This is a genomic window from Nocardiopsis valliformis DSM 45023 (assembly GCF_000340985.1).
GTDB lineage: Bacteria > Actinomycetota > Actinomycetes > Streptosporangiales > Streptosporangiaceae > Nocardiopsis > Nocardiopsis exhalans.
This window is the reverse complement of the sequence record NZ_ANAZ01000026.1, coordinates 1-15,664: the sequence shown is the minus strand read 5'-3', so window position 1 is coordinate 15,664 and position 15,664 is coordinate 1. Positions and strand designations below refer to the sequence as shown.

The following is a 15,664-nucleotide window of genomic DNA, read 5'->3' as shown; positions in this document are numbered from 1 at the left end:
AGTGCAGGGAAGTCGCGTGGGGAACTGGACAGGGAGCGGATCGGATGTCGAACCGGTGGTGGGGCAAACCCTCGGAGTTTCCATGGGAGCAGGCCGCCCTGGAACACATCCGGGAGAAGTTCCCGACGACCGGCAACTACCGGGCCTGGGCGGGCTTCACCTTCACCGCCCGCAACCAGCGCATCCGTGAGTGCGACCTGTTCGCCGTCACCCCCACCGGCGCCTACCTCATCGAGATCAAGAGCCACCCCGGACGCGCTACCAACCGCGGATCCGACTGGACCTTCACCGACCGCGACGGGATTCGCCGAACCTTCAGCAACCCCCTGCACCTGACCGACCTCAAGGCCAAGGAACTCAAGAACCGCCTCCAGTGGGCGGTGCAGGAACTCGGCCTCGACGTCAGGGTTCCGTTCATCGAAGCCGGAGTCTTCCTCTCCGACCCCGGTCTGCGATGCAAATTCGACGAGGTCCAGAAGGCCAACGTCTACGGCCGCAACGGCCTGAAGGAGCAGACCGGCCTGCCAGGGGTGTCCGACGAGCTGATCGACGCCCCGCACCGCCGCGTCGACCCCGGCTTCCTGCGGCACGTCACCCGGCTCATGGCGAAGATCGGCATCATGCCGATGGACCGGGCCCTGCACCTGGGCGAGTACGTGCTGGAGAAGCGGTCCTTCGACAGCGGCCCCACCTGGACCGACTTCAAGGCCGAGCACCGACGGCTGGGCGGGCAGAGCCGGGTCCGCCTCTACCACTACGGGGAGAAGGCCACCGAGGACGAGCGCCGCTCGGTGGAGCGCGCGGCCAAACGCGAGTACATGTCCCTGGAGGGCATCTCCCACGAGGGCATCGTCAAGGCCGAGTACTTCGGACTCATCGAGGAGGGCGGTGCCGACCTCGGGCCCGCCATCGCCTTCCGGCACCACAAGTCCTGGCAGCGCCTCGACCACTTCATGGCCGAGCACGGCGAGGACCTCGACGTCGACACCCGGATGGTGATGGTCCGCCAGCTCGGCGAGGCGGTCAACCACGCCCACCGCAACCGCCTCTACCACCGCGCACTGGCCGCCCGCAGCGTGTGGGTGGAGATGGACGGCAACTACCCCCGCCTGTACATCGCCGACTGGCAGGTGGCCTCCCGGGAGAGCCTGCGCCTGCGCGGAGGCACGACCACCACCACCAGCGGCGCCACCCAGCACCTGGAGGCCGCCCTGGGCGGCCGAGCGCTGGCCGCGCACGTGGAGAAGGCGGCCGCCCCCTACCTGGCACCGGAGTTCCCCGACTTCACCGGCCGTGCCGCCGCCCAGGACCTCTTCGGTCTGGGGGCGCTCACCTATCTCGTCTTCACCGGGAAGCCGCCGGCGACCGACCGCGCCGAACTGGGCCGCAAGATCCAGCAGCACGACTGCCTGACCCCGGCCGAGGCCAGCGACGACATCATCCCCCAGCTCGACACCCTGGTGCGCGAGTGCACCCAGCGCTCTCCCAGCGACCGGATGGCGACCGTGCAGGCCTTCCTGCGCATGCTCGACGAGGTCGAGGAGCGCCTCACCCTCCCCGAGGTCACCACCGACCCGCTGGTGGCCAGGCGCGGGGACGAGGTCACCCAGGGATGGAAGGTCCAGGAGGTCCTGGGCAAGGGCGGCACCGCGCGGGCGCTGCTCATGCACAACCCCGCCGCCGACCGCGAGGTGGTCTTCAAGGTCGCGCTCGGCTCCGACTCCGCGGTCCGCGCCGTGCGCAGCGAGGCCGGCGTCCTGCGCCAGATCGGCTCCCATCCCCGGATCGTGGAGATGGCCTCGGTCGAGAAGGGCGCCGAACCGGGTCTTCAGCAGATCGGCGACCGCGCCGTGCTGGTCCTGGAGCGCGCGGGCGAGACCACCCTGGCCGACTACCTGTCCCGCCAGGGCGTCCTGACCAGCGGCGAGCTGCGGACCTTCGGGCTGCACCTGTTCGAGGCGGTCGAGCACCTGGAGGAGCGGGAGGTCCTCCACCGCGACATCAAGCCCGCCAACCTGGGGGTGCGCGAGACCCGCAAGCGCGCCAGGGCCCTCGTGCTGTTCGACTTCTCCTTGTCCACGAACCCGTTGGACAACACCTCCGCGGGCACCCGCGGCTACCTCGACCCCTTCCTCTCCGAGGACCGGCCCTACGACGACTTCGCCGAACGCTACGCCCTGGCCGCCACCCTGCACGAGATGGCCACCGGTGAGCTTCCGGTCTGGGACGAGGACGGCGTGGATCCGGAGTTCCTCGCCCAGGACGTACAGACGCCCCGCCTGACGGAGGAGGCTTTCCCCAAGGAAAGCCGCCCCGCGCTGGTGTCGTTCTTCCACCGGGCTCTGCACCGCCGGACCGGGGAGCGCTTCGCCTCCCTGGAGGAGATGCGTACGGCCTGGGAGGCGGCTTTCCTCTCCGGTGCCGCGACCGAGCCGCCCGAGGACGACGAGGACACCCGGCGCCGCAACCGGGAGAGCGCCACGGTGGAGACGCCCATCCACCTGTCAGGGCTCAGCCCGCTCGCCGTGGACATCGCCCAGCGGGTCCTGCGCTGCGAGACCGTGGGTGAGCTGCTGCGCAGGCCCGTCCGCGACATCACCCACATGCGCGGCACCACCCGGGTGATCCGCAACGAGCTGCGCCAGGCCACGGCGTTCTGGCGCAAGCGCCTGGACGTGGCCGAGTACGCCGTCCCGTCCAAGGCCAAACTGCCCAGTGGCGCTGACGAGGAGACCAAGCGCAACGCCCTGGTCGACCAGGTGATCCGCCAGCTCCTGCCCAAGACCACCGACGCCAACCGGTGGTGGGTCAGGGTCGTGCGCGAACTCATGGGGCTTCCCGAGGACCGGCGGGGCCACCTCGACTGGTGGCCCACCTACCGGGAGGTCGCCCGACGGCTGGAGATCACCCCGGGCAGGGTGGAGGAGAGCCTGGCCGAGGCGGCCTCCCACTGGGGCAAGAACGCCTCCCTGCTCGGCTCGGTCCGCGACGACGTGGTCGACGTCCTCAAGCGCAACCACCGCGTGCGCGAGGTGCGCCAGATCGCCTCGGAGCTGCTCTCCGTGCGCGGCTCCACCCTGGACACCGAGGAGCGGCTGGTCTACGCACTGGCCGCGGTGCGCGCCGTGGTGGAGTACGAGGAGCGGTTGACCGAGCAGCGCTTCGTCGTGCGCCGCTACGACCGCCGGGTGATCGCGGCCCAGGTCGTCGACAACGACCCGCTCGCCCCGGTCGAGGGCGACCTGTTCGACTACGCCGAACTGCTCGGGCGGCGCGCGGACGAACTCGTCGCCATCAGTGACACCGACGCACTGCCGGGCCCTGTGGTGGTCCGGGACGCGCTGCGCGCCGTCGAGGCCCCCGAGGGCATGGAGCGTTTCTCCGACCTCGCCCTGGTCCAGATCGCCGCCGCCGCCTCCGAGCGGGCCGAGGCGACGCCGCGCCTGGAGCTGTACCCGGTCGACCTCGACCTGGAGCGGGCCCTGCGCATCACCCAGGCCATCGGCTACCTGGGAAGGCCGGGGATCACCCCCGAGCAGATCCGCGACCGGGTCCGGTCCCGGTTCCCGGCCCTGCCCGAACCCGGCCGCGACCAGCTCTACCAACTGTTGAAGAAGCGCCACCCCAAGCTCCAGCAGGAGCCGGTCCGAGACACCGTCTGCTGGTATCTGGAGCCGGAGTTCACCACCTACCAGCCCTCCACCCACACCGGTCACCAGCAGGGGCCCAGCCGGGCCGACGAGGCCTCGGCGCAGGTGTGGGCGCGGTTGGAGCGTGCGGTGCGCCAGGGCGGCTTCCGGGCGGTCAAGACCTGGCTGCCCGACACTGAGCGTTCCGCCGTGATGCTCGCACGCATGCCGGGCGCCGTTCCCTTCGACGTCTCCGCCGAGTTCGTCCAGGTGGTCGACGAGGTGATGGAGGGGATGGGCGGCGCTCTGAACTGGGACATCCTCGCCGAGGCCGACAACAGCAGGCCGGAGCCGTTCAACCGGATGCTGGACGAGGTGTTCCGCAGGCTGGGGGAGAGGGTGCGGGGGGCGAGCGCTCAGGCACCGACGGGCGTCGGCGCGGTGCTGCTGTACCGGGCGACCCCGCTGGCCCGCTACGAGGCGGGCCGCTCCCTGCTGGGCACCCTGGTCCAGGAGGCCCGCGAAGCCGACCGGGCCCCGCACGGCCTGTGGCTGCTGTGCCCCATGCGCGGCCCCCACCACGTCGCCACCCTGGACGGACAGCCGGTCGGCATCATCGCCGACAGCGAGCAGGTGCTGCTTCCGCGAGGCTTCAGCGCCCCCGAGGCCGTCCCTGTGGGGTGAGACGTCCCCTGACATCGGAGCGCGGGGAACAGGGCTCGGCACCCGCGCTCCGTTCAGCGGTGCGGCGACCCCGCGCCCTCGCGCGGTGGGTGCACGACACACCTGTCGCCCAACTCAGTCCTCAACGGGCCCATATGTCATACGGCTCCCCGGACCAGGCGACGGGTTCGAGGCGAGAGGAACGAGGGCGCCGTGAGCACGATCGAGTACGAGGTCGAGGTCCTGGGTATCGTCCCCGCCCGGGTGTGCCCTGGGAGGGTGCAGCACACACCATGACGAAGCGCTGACCTGTCGTTGGCCGGGGACCGCTGGGACTTACGTAGCAGGGTGAGGAGGGCCTCAGGCCCCGCAGCGGCGTCCCAGGACGTTCGTCACGGACACGCCCCGCGTCCGGGTGAGCCACTCCGCGGACCGACCGTGTAGCCGTGGAGCCCGAGGGACTCGGCCTTCGCGTCGGTCTGTCGGCCTCCTCCGTTAGCGTGGCCGGGCACGCGACGCTCCGAAAGGAACCACACCCCCATGCCCCGAGTGTTTCCCCGGGTCGAGAGCCCTCTGGGTGCCGGCGGCCCAGCCCTCGAACTGCCCGACCTCCCCGACCGGATCACCGTACGAGAGCTGATCCGGGCCCAGGTGCGGGAGGAGGTCACCCGGTACAACCTCAACGGGGCCCTGCCCTTCCAGGGTCTGGTGACGCCTACCGAGGCCGAGCGCAGACTCAACAGCGGGTCGCGCCGCAGGGAGCGGTCGACCGTGGACTGGGAGGAGCAGGCGGAGCTGGCTGAACGGGCCTTCGACAAACAGGGGTTCGTGCTCATTGTCGGAGACCGTCAGGTGGAGTCCCTGGACGAGGACGTCGACCTGACCGGTGAGCCCGAGCTCGTATTCGTCAAGCTCGTCCCCCTGGTGGGTGGGTGACCGTGACCGAGACCACCACGGCACCGCCCTACGCCGCTCTCACCCCGTCCTCCGACGCAGTGGAGTGGGCGAAGCGGACCACCGAGGAATTCGCCCGGGGCATCGCCGCCCTGGACCAGAGGCTCCTTCCGCACCGGCTGACGCGGACCGAGCCGTTCGAGGAGTTCCTGGGCCACCTGTACGCCCCCGGCCTACCGGAACTGATCGGGGAGTGCGACCGGCTCGCGCTCGACCACGCCCCCGACCAGGAGTGGCGGAACCTGGAGCGGATCTCCCTGCTGGCCGAGGGCACCCTGCTGCGCGAAGTGGTCGACCGCCACGACGGCGAACTGCGGACACGTCTGGCGCTGTGGTTCATGCTGAACGCGGTCCACCCCCGCCCCAACGCGGTCGACCCCCAGGGGCATCCCAGCCGGTACTTCTCGCGTCTTCACGGTCACGGTGTCCAAACCCTGACCGGGGAGGCCCTGCGCTGGGACGCTCCGACGCTCTCCCTGCTTCTGTACGCGGAGGCACACGGACTCGTCAACGAGGACATCCACATGGACGTCTGCGAGCAGGTGTCGGACGACGCCTTGGGTCCGTGTGTGCGGCAGTTGCAGGATTACCGGGCCCGTTGCCAGGAGCGGGGGATGCACCTGTTCGACTTCGAGCACGCCTGGCCCGATACCCCGGGCCGCACCCTGCTGCTTCTGCTCAGGCTGGGTGCCCGCCTGGAGACCGGTTACGTCCTGCCCGAGGGGGATCCGTTCGGTGACGCGCTACGCGCACTAGAGCCCGGGCTGGCCGACCGCCCGGGCCTGGCGGAGCTGTTCGTCTTCCTGCTCGTCCCGCCAGGTGCCCGGCCCAAGCGTGGCTGGAGCGAGGGTCTCCGGACGAGACTCGCCGCCCTCTCCGACGCGCAGGACACGGTGCGGCGCCTGATCGGGGTGGTGCTGCGCACGCCTCGGGCCGAGGAGAGGCACCACTACGCCGGAGGCTCGGCCTACTTCCCGCTCCACGTCCACAACATCGTCAACGGTCTGGTGTGGGCGGTGGAGGAGCTGGCCGCCGAGCCCGACACCTGGTCGTCGCCCCTTCTCGAACGGCTGGCGGTCTTCACCGGGACCGGGCCGGGCGGCTCCAAGGTCCTGAGGTCCGAACGCACGGCCTCGGCGTGCGTGCGCATTCTGGTGGCGCGCGGTACCGACGAGGAGGTCGCCGCCCTCGCCCGCATCCGAGCCAGGGTCAGGAAGAAGACTCTGCTGAGGATGATCGACAGTGCTCTGGGCAGGATCGCCGACCGGTTGGGCATCACGGGCGAGGAGCTGCTGGAGCGCTCCGTCCCCGACTTCGGTCTGGACCGGGACGGGAACCGAACCACCGGGTTGGGCGAGCAGCCGGTCACGCTGAAACTGGCGGCGGACGGCAGCGCCGCGCTCGGGTTCGTCTCCGCGAAGGGCCGCCCCACCGCGAGTCCGCCCGCCGCACTGCGCACCTCGCACCCCGACGAGGTCAAGGCGCTGCGGGCCGAACTCAAGGAGCTGCGCCAGGCGGTGGCGGCCGAGCGGGCGCGACTGGAGACGATCCTGGCCGAGGGGCGGGTGCTGGACGCCGCCTCCTGGGCCCGGTACTACCTCGACCTTCCGGTCACCGGGGCGCTGGCCCGGCGGCTGCTGTGGGAGGTGAGCGACGACGGCCGGACCTGGGTGTGCGGGCTGCCGGAGGCCGACGCGGACCGCTGGCGCCTGGTCGACCCGGCCGGGACGGAGACCGCGCACACGTCGACCCTGGACGGCGGCGCGCGGGTGCGGCTGTGGCACCCCGTGCGGAGTCGGCCGGAGACGGTGCAGCGGTGGCGGGAGCACCTGACGGGCAGGGAGATCGCCCAGCCGTTCAAGCAGGTGTACCGGGAGATCTACCTCCTCACCCCGGCTGAGGAGACGACTCGGGTCTACTCCAACCGGTTCGCCGCCCACATCCTCAGGTACGGGCAGGCCAAGGCGCTGCTCAAGGGGCGGGGGTGGAGCGTCCACCAACTCGGCGGTTGGGATGGTGGTGAACACGGCACTGCCGAGCGCCTCCTCACCGACCGGGGGAGCGGCACGTCCTGGACCGTCCACCTCGACATCGCCCTGACCGACGACGAGTTCGACCCCGTCCGGCACTGCGGCACCGACCAGGTCCGCTTCCTCCGCGCGGGGGAGCGGCAGCCAGCTCCGTTGGCGGAGGTACCGGCGATGGTGCTGTCCGAGGCGATGCGCGACGTGGACCTGGCGGTGGGGGTGACCTCGATCGCCGCGGACCCCCAGTGGGTCGACCGGGGCGAGCGAGCCCACGTGGGCTACTGGCGGGACGCGGCCTTCGGCGAGCTCACCGAGAACGCCCTCGTGCGGCGCGAGGCGCTGGAGCGGCTGCTGCCGAGGCTGAGGGTGGCTGACCGGTTGGAGATCGACGGTCGTTTCCTGCGGGTACGCGGGGATCTGCGCTCCTACCGGATCCACCTGGGCAGCGCCAACGTCCTGATGGAACCGGACGACTCCTACCTGTGCGTGGTGCCGTCGGGGAAGGCGAAGGGGCCGGGGGTGTTCCTGCCCTTCGAGGAGGACGGAGGGCGCCTGGCGGTGATCCTGTCCAAGGCCCTGATGCTGGCCAGGGACGGCGCGATCGAGGATGAGAGCATCACCGGGCAGATCCGTCGCGGACTGGACGGGTAGCGGAACCGGTGCGGTGTTCGGGGGCCTGTCTTCCGGCACGCGACCGCGCCGTGCAGCGCGGTCTACCGCGTCGATGGAGAGATATACGCCGAACGCCCCCTGACTGGAGTGGTCCCCGATGGCTCGGACTGAGTACTACGACGACCCGGCCGCGCCGGTACCGAACAGCCTGGTGGTGGCGGCCAGCGCGGCGGTGTTCGACGACTCGGGGCGCCTGCTGCTGCAGCGGCGCACCGACAACGGGTTGTGGGCCATGCCGGGCGGGGGGATGGAGATAGACGAGAGCCTGCCCGAGGCCGCCGTACGCGAGGTGAGGGAGGAGACCGGCTTCGACGTGCAGGTCACCGGCCTTATTGGCACCTACACCGACGCTCGGCATGTCATCGCCTACAGCGACGGTGAGGTGCGCCGCCAGTTCAACATCTGCTTCCGCGCGGTACTGGTGGGAGGGGAATTGAGGGTGAGCGGGGAGTCCCACGAGGTGCGCTGGTTCACCTCGGCGGAGTTGGACGGCCTGTCCATGCACCACACCCAGCGGTTGCGCGTGGACCACGCGGTCAAGGGCGGGCTTCCCCACCTCGGGTGATCCAGGAGCCACCGAATGACGAGCCGGGTTCCGCGAGGGGAACCCGGCTCGGGACGCTGGGGAGTTCCACGGTTGCAGAGCATCACCGGGAAGACCCGTCGCGGCTTGGACGGCTGAGGACTTTTCGCGCGACGGCAGGTGGTGGCAGGGCCCGCACGCGAGCCCTGCCACCGCCTCCAGAGTGAAGGGGACTGGCCCTCAACCGGAGGAGTCGAACGCGGAGGCACCCGCGAAGTCCTCGGGGAGGGCGTCCATGACGGCCTCCCCGCAGCGGCGGCCCCTCCACTGTCCGGCGCTGCGCGTGACACCGACTTCCCGGAATCTCGCCTTGGCATCTGCTGTGTGCGGTGGGTCGGTAGTTTCGGGGCATGGACAGCAGTGAGGACGGCCAGGGACGCTGGGTGGTGCACGGTGAGCGCACCCTGTACGACAACCGGTGGGTGCGGCTGGGCAAGGCGGACATCACCACACCCTCGGGAAACAGGTTCGAGCACCACACCGTCGCGCTGCCCTCGGCTGCGGTGATCGCGATCCTGGGCCGGTCCGGCGAGTGTGTGCTGATGAGCTACCGCCACCGGTTCGTGCCCGACGTGTGGGGTTGGGAACTGCCTGGCGGGCTCCTGGACCCTGAGGAGTCCCCGGAGCGGACAGCGGTCCGCGAAGCGCTGGAGGAGACCGGTCACCGAGTGGGCTCGGTCGAACACGTGGCCACCTTCGAACCGATGATCGGCACCGTCCGCAGCCCGCACCACGTGTTCGTCGGTCGGGACGCCGAGCTCGTCGCGGAACCCACGGAGTTCGACGAGGGCACCTACGAGTGGGTGCCCCTGGCCAAGGTCCGCAGCCTGATCGCCGAGGGGCGCGTACAGAGCTCGGGAACCCTGGTCGCCCTGCTCCACCTGCTCGCCTCCTGACAGGGTGCTCCGCCTGAGCAAGCGGGCCGATCGGGAACGCTGGCGGATCGGCTGGCCGCAGCGCGTTCGAGCCCCAGCGCAAAGACCACTTCCCGAACTCGCAGGAGGTCCCCGATTGCCCTCTGAACAGCCGGTTCCCAACCGGGAGCGGCATGGCCCCCTCCGCTGACTGCCCACGGCCCGGACTCTGGATGAGCAGCCGCTGCTTGAGACCGCCCCGTCTGCTGACACCGGATCGGGAGCAATGTCGAGCAATGCCGTTGGCAGGAGCCGGTACCCGGGGCTTTGATGGATGACGAAGCCAGGGTGAACCCCGGGCCCGGACCTGGCCTTCGTGCACACGACCCCCTACGGCAGAGGAGGCCGCGATGAACGACGACGGCAACAACTGAACCGGTGACCTGACGTGACGAGGGGCGGGGAAGGACAGCGATGCCTTCCCTGCCCCTTCGCGTGGGCGTTACCGGCGATGCCGGTCAGGGAGTGGCCTCCCGGATGCGCTTGGCGAGGGCCGCGAGCCGGGCGTCGTCGGCTCGGTGGTGGTCGTGGGAGGACAGGTAGCCCTGGTAGCGGTCGAAGTAACCGTCGATGGGAGAGGCCACCTCGCGCCAGTTCTCGCCCGCGTTGCCCGTGGTTCCGTGCATCGGGAAGAGCTTGGCGTGCGCGTGGTCGACGCCGTAGCCCTCGTACATGATCCCGGTGCGCGCCACGTCGGGGAAGGCCGCGTCCAGCAGGCGGGCGACCCCGCGAGCGGCCAGGTGCAGGGCGGTGTACTCCGCTGGGTCCAGGTCCACGACGTAGCTGGTGCGGTGGGCCTTGGGGATGACGACGGAGAAGCCCTCGGTGTTGGGGAAGATCGACAGGAACGCCAGGTGCGTTTCGTCCTCCCAGATGCGGTGTGCGGGTGCTTCACCCGCCACGATTCGGCAGAAGACGCACTCCGGGGCGTGCGGTGGGGTGCTCAATGTGCTCCTTGGAGTCGGGGTGCGGAAGGTCGGACGTCGGCACAGGTGGGGCAGGCGGGATCGCGTTCCGCGCTCTGCCGGTCGAGGGTCAGGTCGTGTGTCCACACACCCATGCGCCGGTTCCGTGCGGCGGGGACACCGAACCCGCCCAGGTGACGCAGGGCGTCCAGCGCTGCCAGGGAGGAGGCGAGCATGTTGACGGGGCTGTTGGACGGGGCCTGGTAGCGGCTGTTGACACCGCTGATCAGCTCTGCGAGTTCGGGATCGTCCACGGGCGGGTGCGCGGTGAGTGGTCGGCAGTCCCAGCAGCCGGTCTCTCCGGGGATCACGAGCGGCCCCCACACCGCGATGTCGTTGACGTAGCAGGCGTTCAGCCAGGCCTGCCCCGAGGCCACGCAGTGCGCGTTGACCAGGCTGGTGATACCCGGCGAGTCGGCCGAGACCAGGACCAGGTCGGCCTCCGGCAGGGCACGCAGGCCTTCCGCGTCAGGGACGTTCGCGACCATCGGACGGACGCGGCAGCCGGAGTCGCGCCGCTGGAGTTCGCGGGCCAGCACTTCGGCCTTGGGCAGACCGACGTCGGCCTCGGTGAACAGGAACTGTCGGGTGAGGTTGCTCAGCTCCACGTGGTCGCCGTCCACCAGGGCCAGTTCCCCCACCCCGGCGGTGGCCAGGGTCGCGGCCACCAGGTTGCCGATTCCGCCGCAGCCGAGCAGCAGCACCCGGGACTCGGCGAGCCGCCGCTGGACCCGTCCGGCTTCGGTGCCGGACAGTTCGTAGAACAGGGCGTGCCTGCTGTACCGGTCCGCCGGGTCGTAGGCGTGCGCGCGGACCAGGCAGTTGCCGCTCTCCAGGGTGAGGAGCAGCGCCTGCGCGACAGGCTCCCGTACCCGGCATGCATCACGGAGGAAGCCCAGTGCCTCGTCCCGGGTGCGGGGTTGGCGAAAGTACGCGGCGAGCCGGACCAGGGGACGCCACAGCGCCCGGTCGTTGACGGCCTGCTGGAGGGAGCCGAAACCCAGGTAGAGCGTCTCGCCCTGGACGCCGATACGGACGTAGGGGGCGAGGACACGTGGGGCGTCGATGGCCCCGTTCGGGAGGTTCATGGGTGCGACCGCCTTTCCCGTCGCTGCGACGAGTTCGTCGGGGTGTTCAGCGCGAGCGTAGGCAGGGTCCTGACGGCACGTGAGGAGATTGCTCGAAATTGCGGCTGGAGAGGGGCCGAAGCCTGCCGCTGGAACGGTTCGGTTCGCCATACTTGGGTCCGCGTACCCCCTTACCGAAGGAGAAGAGCTTGAAGCTCCGTATGCTCGGTACCACCTCCCATGGTGGGAACTGTCCGACGCTGTACGAAACCGACTCGGGTGACATCGTCGTGCAGGGTGATCGCCTGACCGACCCCGAGGCCCTGTCCCAGTTGGCTGACGTCCTTCCGCACGAGGACTTCGTCGTGGTGCCCCGTGAGCTCCTGACCCGTTTCGCCCCCAAGGACCCCCGGACGAAGGAGTAGCGTGACCGAACTCGTCACCGGTGAAGGGTTCAACGACCTCTTCCGCGAGTACCGCCACACCGCTTGGCGCTTGGAGACCAGGACTTTCTACGGGGTTCTGGAGGAGAACGAACCGTTCCAGAGGTGGCTGGTCGGCGATGACTCAGACATCAGTTGGTTCCAGCCGTGGCTGAGGATGATGAGCAAGGAGCTCGCTACTGGCAAGCGCATGGAGCGAGTGCGGCTGATCGACGATCCGCCCTCGGACTACCTGCGATGGGAGCTGTGGGGCACCCCCTACAACCTGGGCGTGGGCGAGGACATCCGGTACCTGCCGCGTGATCACCCCATCGTCGCGGAACTGCCCGACTTCGACTTCTGGGTCTTCGACAGCCGTCGAGTCGCTCGTCTTGAGTTCGATGAGAAGGGTGAGGTGCTCGGCGCCTCTCTGACCGAAGAGCCGAAAGAGGTGCTCGCTGCCTTGCAGGCCCGGGACGCGGCCTGGCACCACGCGCTGACCTTCACGGAGTACATGGCGTCCCGAGCCGTATGACCGATTACCAGACCGCCCGTGTCTCCCTCGGAGTTTGTCTGCGTGAACTCCGGGGTGAGGCCGGGCTGTCCGGGCGTGAGCTGGCGGTACGCGCGGGGTGGCATCCCTCGAAGGTGTCCCGGTTGGAGCGCGGCAACCAGACCGCGTCGGTGGAGGACCTGCGTACCTGGGCCGACCTGTGTGGACGATCGGAAGCGGCCGAAGGGCTGATCGCGCAGCGGCGTTCCCTGGAGACGCACTACACCAGTTGGCGGCGTCGGCTTTCGGGCGGAAACCAGGCACGCCAGCAGAACGCCGTGGACCTGGAACATCGCAGCAGGAGCTTCCGGATCTTCGAGTCCGTCTGTATTCCCGGGCTGCTCCAGACCCCGGCCTACGCCCGATCCATGATCCAACGAGCGGCCAGCCTCTACGGGAGCCCAGGGGACGTGGCGGAGGGCGTCAGTAAACGGATGGAGCGGCGCCGCATCCTGGACGACCGGACCCGGGAGTTCCGAACGCTGATCTGGGAGCCCGCGTTGAGCATGCGACAGTGTTCGCTGAGTGTGCTCGTTGAGCAGTTGGATGACCTGACCGGTTCCATCAGGAGAGGCCGGGGAGGGATCGGCATCGTCCCCTTGGCAGCGGCACTCACCGTGTCGCCGATGCACGGTTTCTGGATCTACGACGACAGTCAGGTGCTGGTGGAGACGATCGGTGCGGAGCTTTGCCTGACCGACGCCGACGCGGTCGCGCACTACCAGAAGGTGTTCGGAGAGCTCGCCCGATCGGCGGTGTGGGGTGTGGAGGCCGTACGACTGGTGGAGTGCGTCCGGCGGGGGCTTGCTGCTGAGACGGCTTCGGGGAGTGACAGCGCCGGGGGAGGGCCCCGAGCATGACGCGACGCTGGTGCCCTGCCCGAGGAGGGGTAGGGCACCAGCGTCGGTGAAGGTCTTGCGTGGTGGCGGGGTCAGCTGCGGGCGGAGTGGAGGAAAGCGGTCCACTCGTCGGCGGGGAATGGGAAGTGTCCCTTGGCGGGGTTCTTCGAGTCCCGGACGGCGGCACCGCAGGGAAGGTCGGCGACCTCGATGCAGTTTTGGCTCTGGCCGCTGTAGCTGCTCTTCCGGAAGCCCGCAGGGACGTGGGCGACCTCCACACAGTTCTGGCCATGGCCGCTGTAGCTGCTCTTCCGGAACACCAGCTCGTTGATCATCATTCACTCTCTAAGGGCTTCAGAACGTCTGCGATGAACTTGGCGGACTGGGTGGTGCTGAGTGCAGAGCCCTGAGCATCGCTGAAGGTAACACTATGCTGCTCAACTTCCTCTACGTCTTCCAGGAACAGACCTCCGGTGGCGGTCTCGATGAACACGATGGGGAGATCTGAGGGTTCTGGGAACTCCAGGATGCTGAAAGACGCGACGAGCGCGGCATGTGAGCCAGCAGAGAACGGGAGCACCTGTACATCGACGTTGGGCAGCTTGGCCATGTAGAGCAGATGATTCATTTGCTCGGCCATGGTTTCGCTGCTGCCCATCGGCCGTCGTAGTGCGGCTTCGTCCATGACTACACGCAGCCGAACTGGTGAGAACCGGGTGAGGATCTGGCGGCGCTCAACACGGGCGTCAACACGTCGGGAGATGGCCTCCGGCTCTGTAAAGCGTCCGCCCTGGAGAAGGGCTGACGTGTACTCAGGAGTCTGTAGCAACCCGGGGATAACGGAGGACTCGAAGGTTCGGATGGTTGAAGCTTCGGCCTCGAAGTCAGGGAGTGATTGAGGTCCGAACACTTCCCGGTACTTGGACCACCAGCCCCTGACCTTGGCATCCTTCGCCAATGCGTGTAGGGCTTCACGCTTGGCAGGGTCAGTGACCTGGTACAGGTCCATCATCTTGTCGAGGTCGGTGGCCTTGACCGTCTGAGTCTCGGCGTTCTCGATCTTGCTCAGCTTGCCAGCAGCCCACTTGAGCTTCTTTACCACCTGAGTGGTAGTCAGATTCGCTTCACTGCGGGCACGTTTGAGCTCGGCGGACAAGCGCCGACGGCGGAGGGTGGGGCTGTGAGGACGCTGCATGGGAACAGTGTAGCCGCAGAATGAGTGAATCTCCCATGGATATATTGACTTGAGTGAGATTCACTATTAACTTGAAGATGTAGCCAGTGACTGGGGTCTCACTCAGGGTCCACGCAGGTCAGGCTACGCCGTGCCCCTTCCTGGTGTCCGGGAAACGCGACAGCTCCCCCAGCGGGCACACCGAACCCCGTCTTCCTCCACGCATGCGAAGGAGCCTGATCCGTCATGCCCGCGATCGCCCCCGTGCCGGTCCTGCCCGAGGTGACCGTCCCGCTCAACGAGCTGGTCCCGCCCACTTACCGGCACTACTTCAACGGCCGCCCCGACCGGCCCTACTACACCACCCGCCGCTACGACTTCGGTTCCAGCCCGCAGTACATGCCGCTAGTGCGCGCCTACCTCAACACCTGCGCCATTCAGCAGGACGCCGACTACCGGTACCTGTTCACCCTCCTCGGCAGCGAGCTGGCCAACAACGCTCTGCGCCACTCCCGCTCCAGCCTGCCCGGGCGCACCTACTCGCTCCTGGCCGAACGCCACCGCGACGGACTGAAGCTCACCTGCCGCGACGACGGCGACCTGGCCGGAACGCGCTTGTCCATCCGCGAGTACGCCTACCTGGCCCCCGATCCCAACGGTCTGAACTCGGCTGCCGAGGCCGGGCGCGGTCTGGCCCTGGTCGACGCCCTGGCCACCGACTGGGGTGACAACGGCCGTCCCAGCCACCGCAGCGTCTGGTTCTTCCTGGCCTACGACCTGACTGCCAACCCCTGGAACACCCTGCAGTAACACCCGTCGGAAACGACAGAGGGCCCAGGAGAGCGTTGCCGCGCTCTCCCGGGCCCCAACACAACCCTGAAAATCCACACTGCGACATGTCAGAAAGTCAGGATCGATGACGCATCCTATCCCCGCACCACGCCCCTCCAGCGACCCGCTCCACAGGCCGCTCCCGCCGCGCGGGCCGCTCGTCGGTCCCGCATGCGTGTCCTGCTCGCACCCCTCCTGCCGCCGACGTCGCGCCCAGGGTCTACCTCGCCTGGGTGGACACCTGGCCGAGTACACCCGCGAACACGCGCTGGCCGCCTCCATCCAGGCCCGCCACCCGGGGCTGATCGTGTGGTTTGGGGAGTCCGTGCGCCACGAGGCGCCACGAGATCGAGTGGAGGTGGAAGACCTGC

At 69.0% G+C, this 15,664-nt stretch carries 13 protein-coding genes; 9 read left to right on the top strand and 4 right to left on the bottom strand.

Annotated features, from left to right (window positions below):
- Positions 1-44: 44 nt before the first annotated feature.
- The 5 genes from pglW to D457_RS0122395 all read left to right on the top strand — a co-directional run bounded on the left by pglW (position 45) and on the right by D457_RS0122395 (position 9,424).
- The gene (gene pglW / locus D457_RS0122415; protein ID WP_017582917.1) at positions 45-4,313 is read left to right on the top strand and encodes a BREX system serine/threonine kinase PglW; all 4,269 of its coding nucleotides are present in this window, start codon (positions 45-47) and stop codon (positions 4,311-4,313) included.
- 519 nt (positions 4,314-4,832) lie between these two features.
- Complete coding sequence (locus tag D457_RS0122410) at positions 4,833-5,228, top strand: hypothetical protein (protein ID WP_026116914.1); 396 nt, start codon at positions 4,833-4,835, stop codon at positions 5,226-5,228.
- A 2-nt stretch (positions 5,229-5,230) separates the two neighbouring features.
- On the top strand, positions 5,231-7,924 hold the full coding sequence (locus D457_RS0122405) for a DUF4132 domain-containing protein (protein WP_152514325.1): 2,694 nt from the start codon (positions 5,231-5,233) through the stop codon (positions 7,922-7,924).
- 118 nt (positions 7,925-8,042) lie between these two features.
- Positions 8,043-8,510: an NUDIX hydrolase gene (locus D457_RS0122400; protein WP_017582914.1), complete on the top strand. Its 468-nt coding sequence runs from the start codon at positions 8,043-8,045 to the stop codon at positions 8,508-8,510.
- 368 nt (positions 8,511-8,878) lie between these two features.
- A complete protein-coding gene (locus D457_RS0122395; protein ID WP_017582913.1) occupies positions 8,879-9,424 on the top strand; it encodes an NUDIX hydrolase in 546 nt (181 codons plus the stop codon).
- 476 nt (positions 9,425-9,900) lie between these two features.
- Here the strand turns inward: D457_RS0122395 and D457_RS0122390 are convergent, their stop codons facing one another.
- Positions 9,901-10,389 (bottom strand): HIT family protein, encoded by a 489-nt coding sequence (locus tag D457_RS0122390; protein ID WP_017582912.1) that lies wholly within the window; start codon positions 10,387-10,389, stop codon positions 9,901-9,903.
- Positions 10,386-11,495, bottom strand: coding sequence for a HesA/MoeB/ThiF family protein (locus tag D457_RS0122385; protein ID WP_017582911.1), 1,110 nt, complete (start codon positions 11,493-11,495; stop codon positions 10,386-10,388). The genes D457_RS0122390 and D457_RS0122385 overlap by 4 nt, the downstream gene beginning before the upstream one ends.
- Positions 11,496-11,683: 188 nt before the next feature.
- On the opposite strand from D457_RS0122385, the gene D457_RS0122380 reads away from it, so the two are divergent.
- Genes D457_RS0122380 through D457_RS0122370 form a run of 3 tightly spaced genes read left to right on the top strand, consistent with a single transcriptional unit; the run spans position 11,684 to position 13,309 of the window.
- Complete coding sequence (locus D457_RS0122380; protein WP_026116912.1) at positions 11,684-11,899, top strand: hypothetical protein; 216 nt, start codon at positions 11,684-11,686, stop codon at positions 11,897-11,899.
- A gap of 1 nt (position 11,900) precedes the next feature.
- Positions 11,901-12,431 (top strand): DUF6879 family protein, encoded by a 531-nt coding sequence (locus D457_RS0122375; RefSeq protein ID WP_017582909.1) that lies wholly within the window; start codon positions 11,901-11,903, stop codon positions 12,429-12,431.
- Positions 12,428-13,309, top strand: a complete 882-nt coding sequence (locus D457_RS0122370) for a helix-turn-helix domain-containing protein (RefSeq protein ID WP_017582908.1) — start codon at positions 12,428-12,430, stop codon at positions 13,307-13,309. The genes D457_RS0122375 and D457_RS0122370 overlap by 4 nt, the downstream gene beginning before the upstream one ends.
- Before the next feature lie 71 nt (positions 13,310-13,380).
- Here D457_RS0122370 and D457_RS0122365 read toward each other — a convergent pair whose 3' ends face one another.
- Both D457_RS0122365 and D457_RS0122360 read right to left on the bottom strand, forming a co-directional pair.
- The gene (locus D457_RS0122365) at positions 13,381-13,623 is read right to left on the bottom strand and encodes a DUF397 domain-containing protein (RefSeq protein ID WP_017582907.1); all 243 of its coding nucleotides are present in this window, start codon (positions 13,621-13,623) and stop codon (positions 13,381-13,383) included.
- The gene (locus tag D457_RS0122360) at positions 13,623-14,483 is read right to left on the bottom strand and encodes a helix-turn-helix domain-containing protein (protein ID WP_026116911.1); all 861 of its coding nucleotides are present in this window, start codon (positions 14,481-14,483) and stop codon (positions 13,623-13,625) included. Before D457_RS0122360 ends, D457_RS0122365 begins: the two co-directional genes overlap by 1 nt.
- Before the next feature lie 225 nt (positions 14,484-14,708).
- On the opposite strand from D457_RS0122360, the gene D457_RS0122355 reads away from it, so the two are divergent.
- The gene (locus D457_RS0122355) at positions 14,709-15,272 is read left to right on the top strand and encodes an ATP-binding protein (RefSeq protein ID WP_017582905.1); all 564 of its coding nucleotides are present in this window, start codon (positions 14,709-14,711) and stop codon (positions 15,270-15,272) included.
- Positions 15,273-15,664 lie beyond the last annotated feature (392 nt).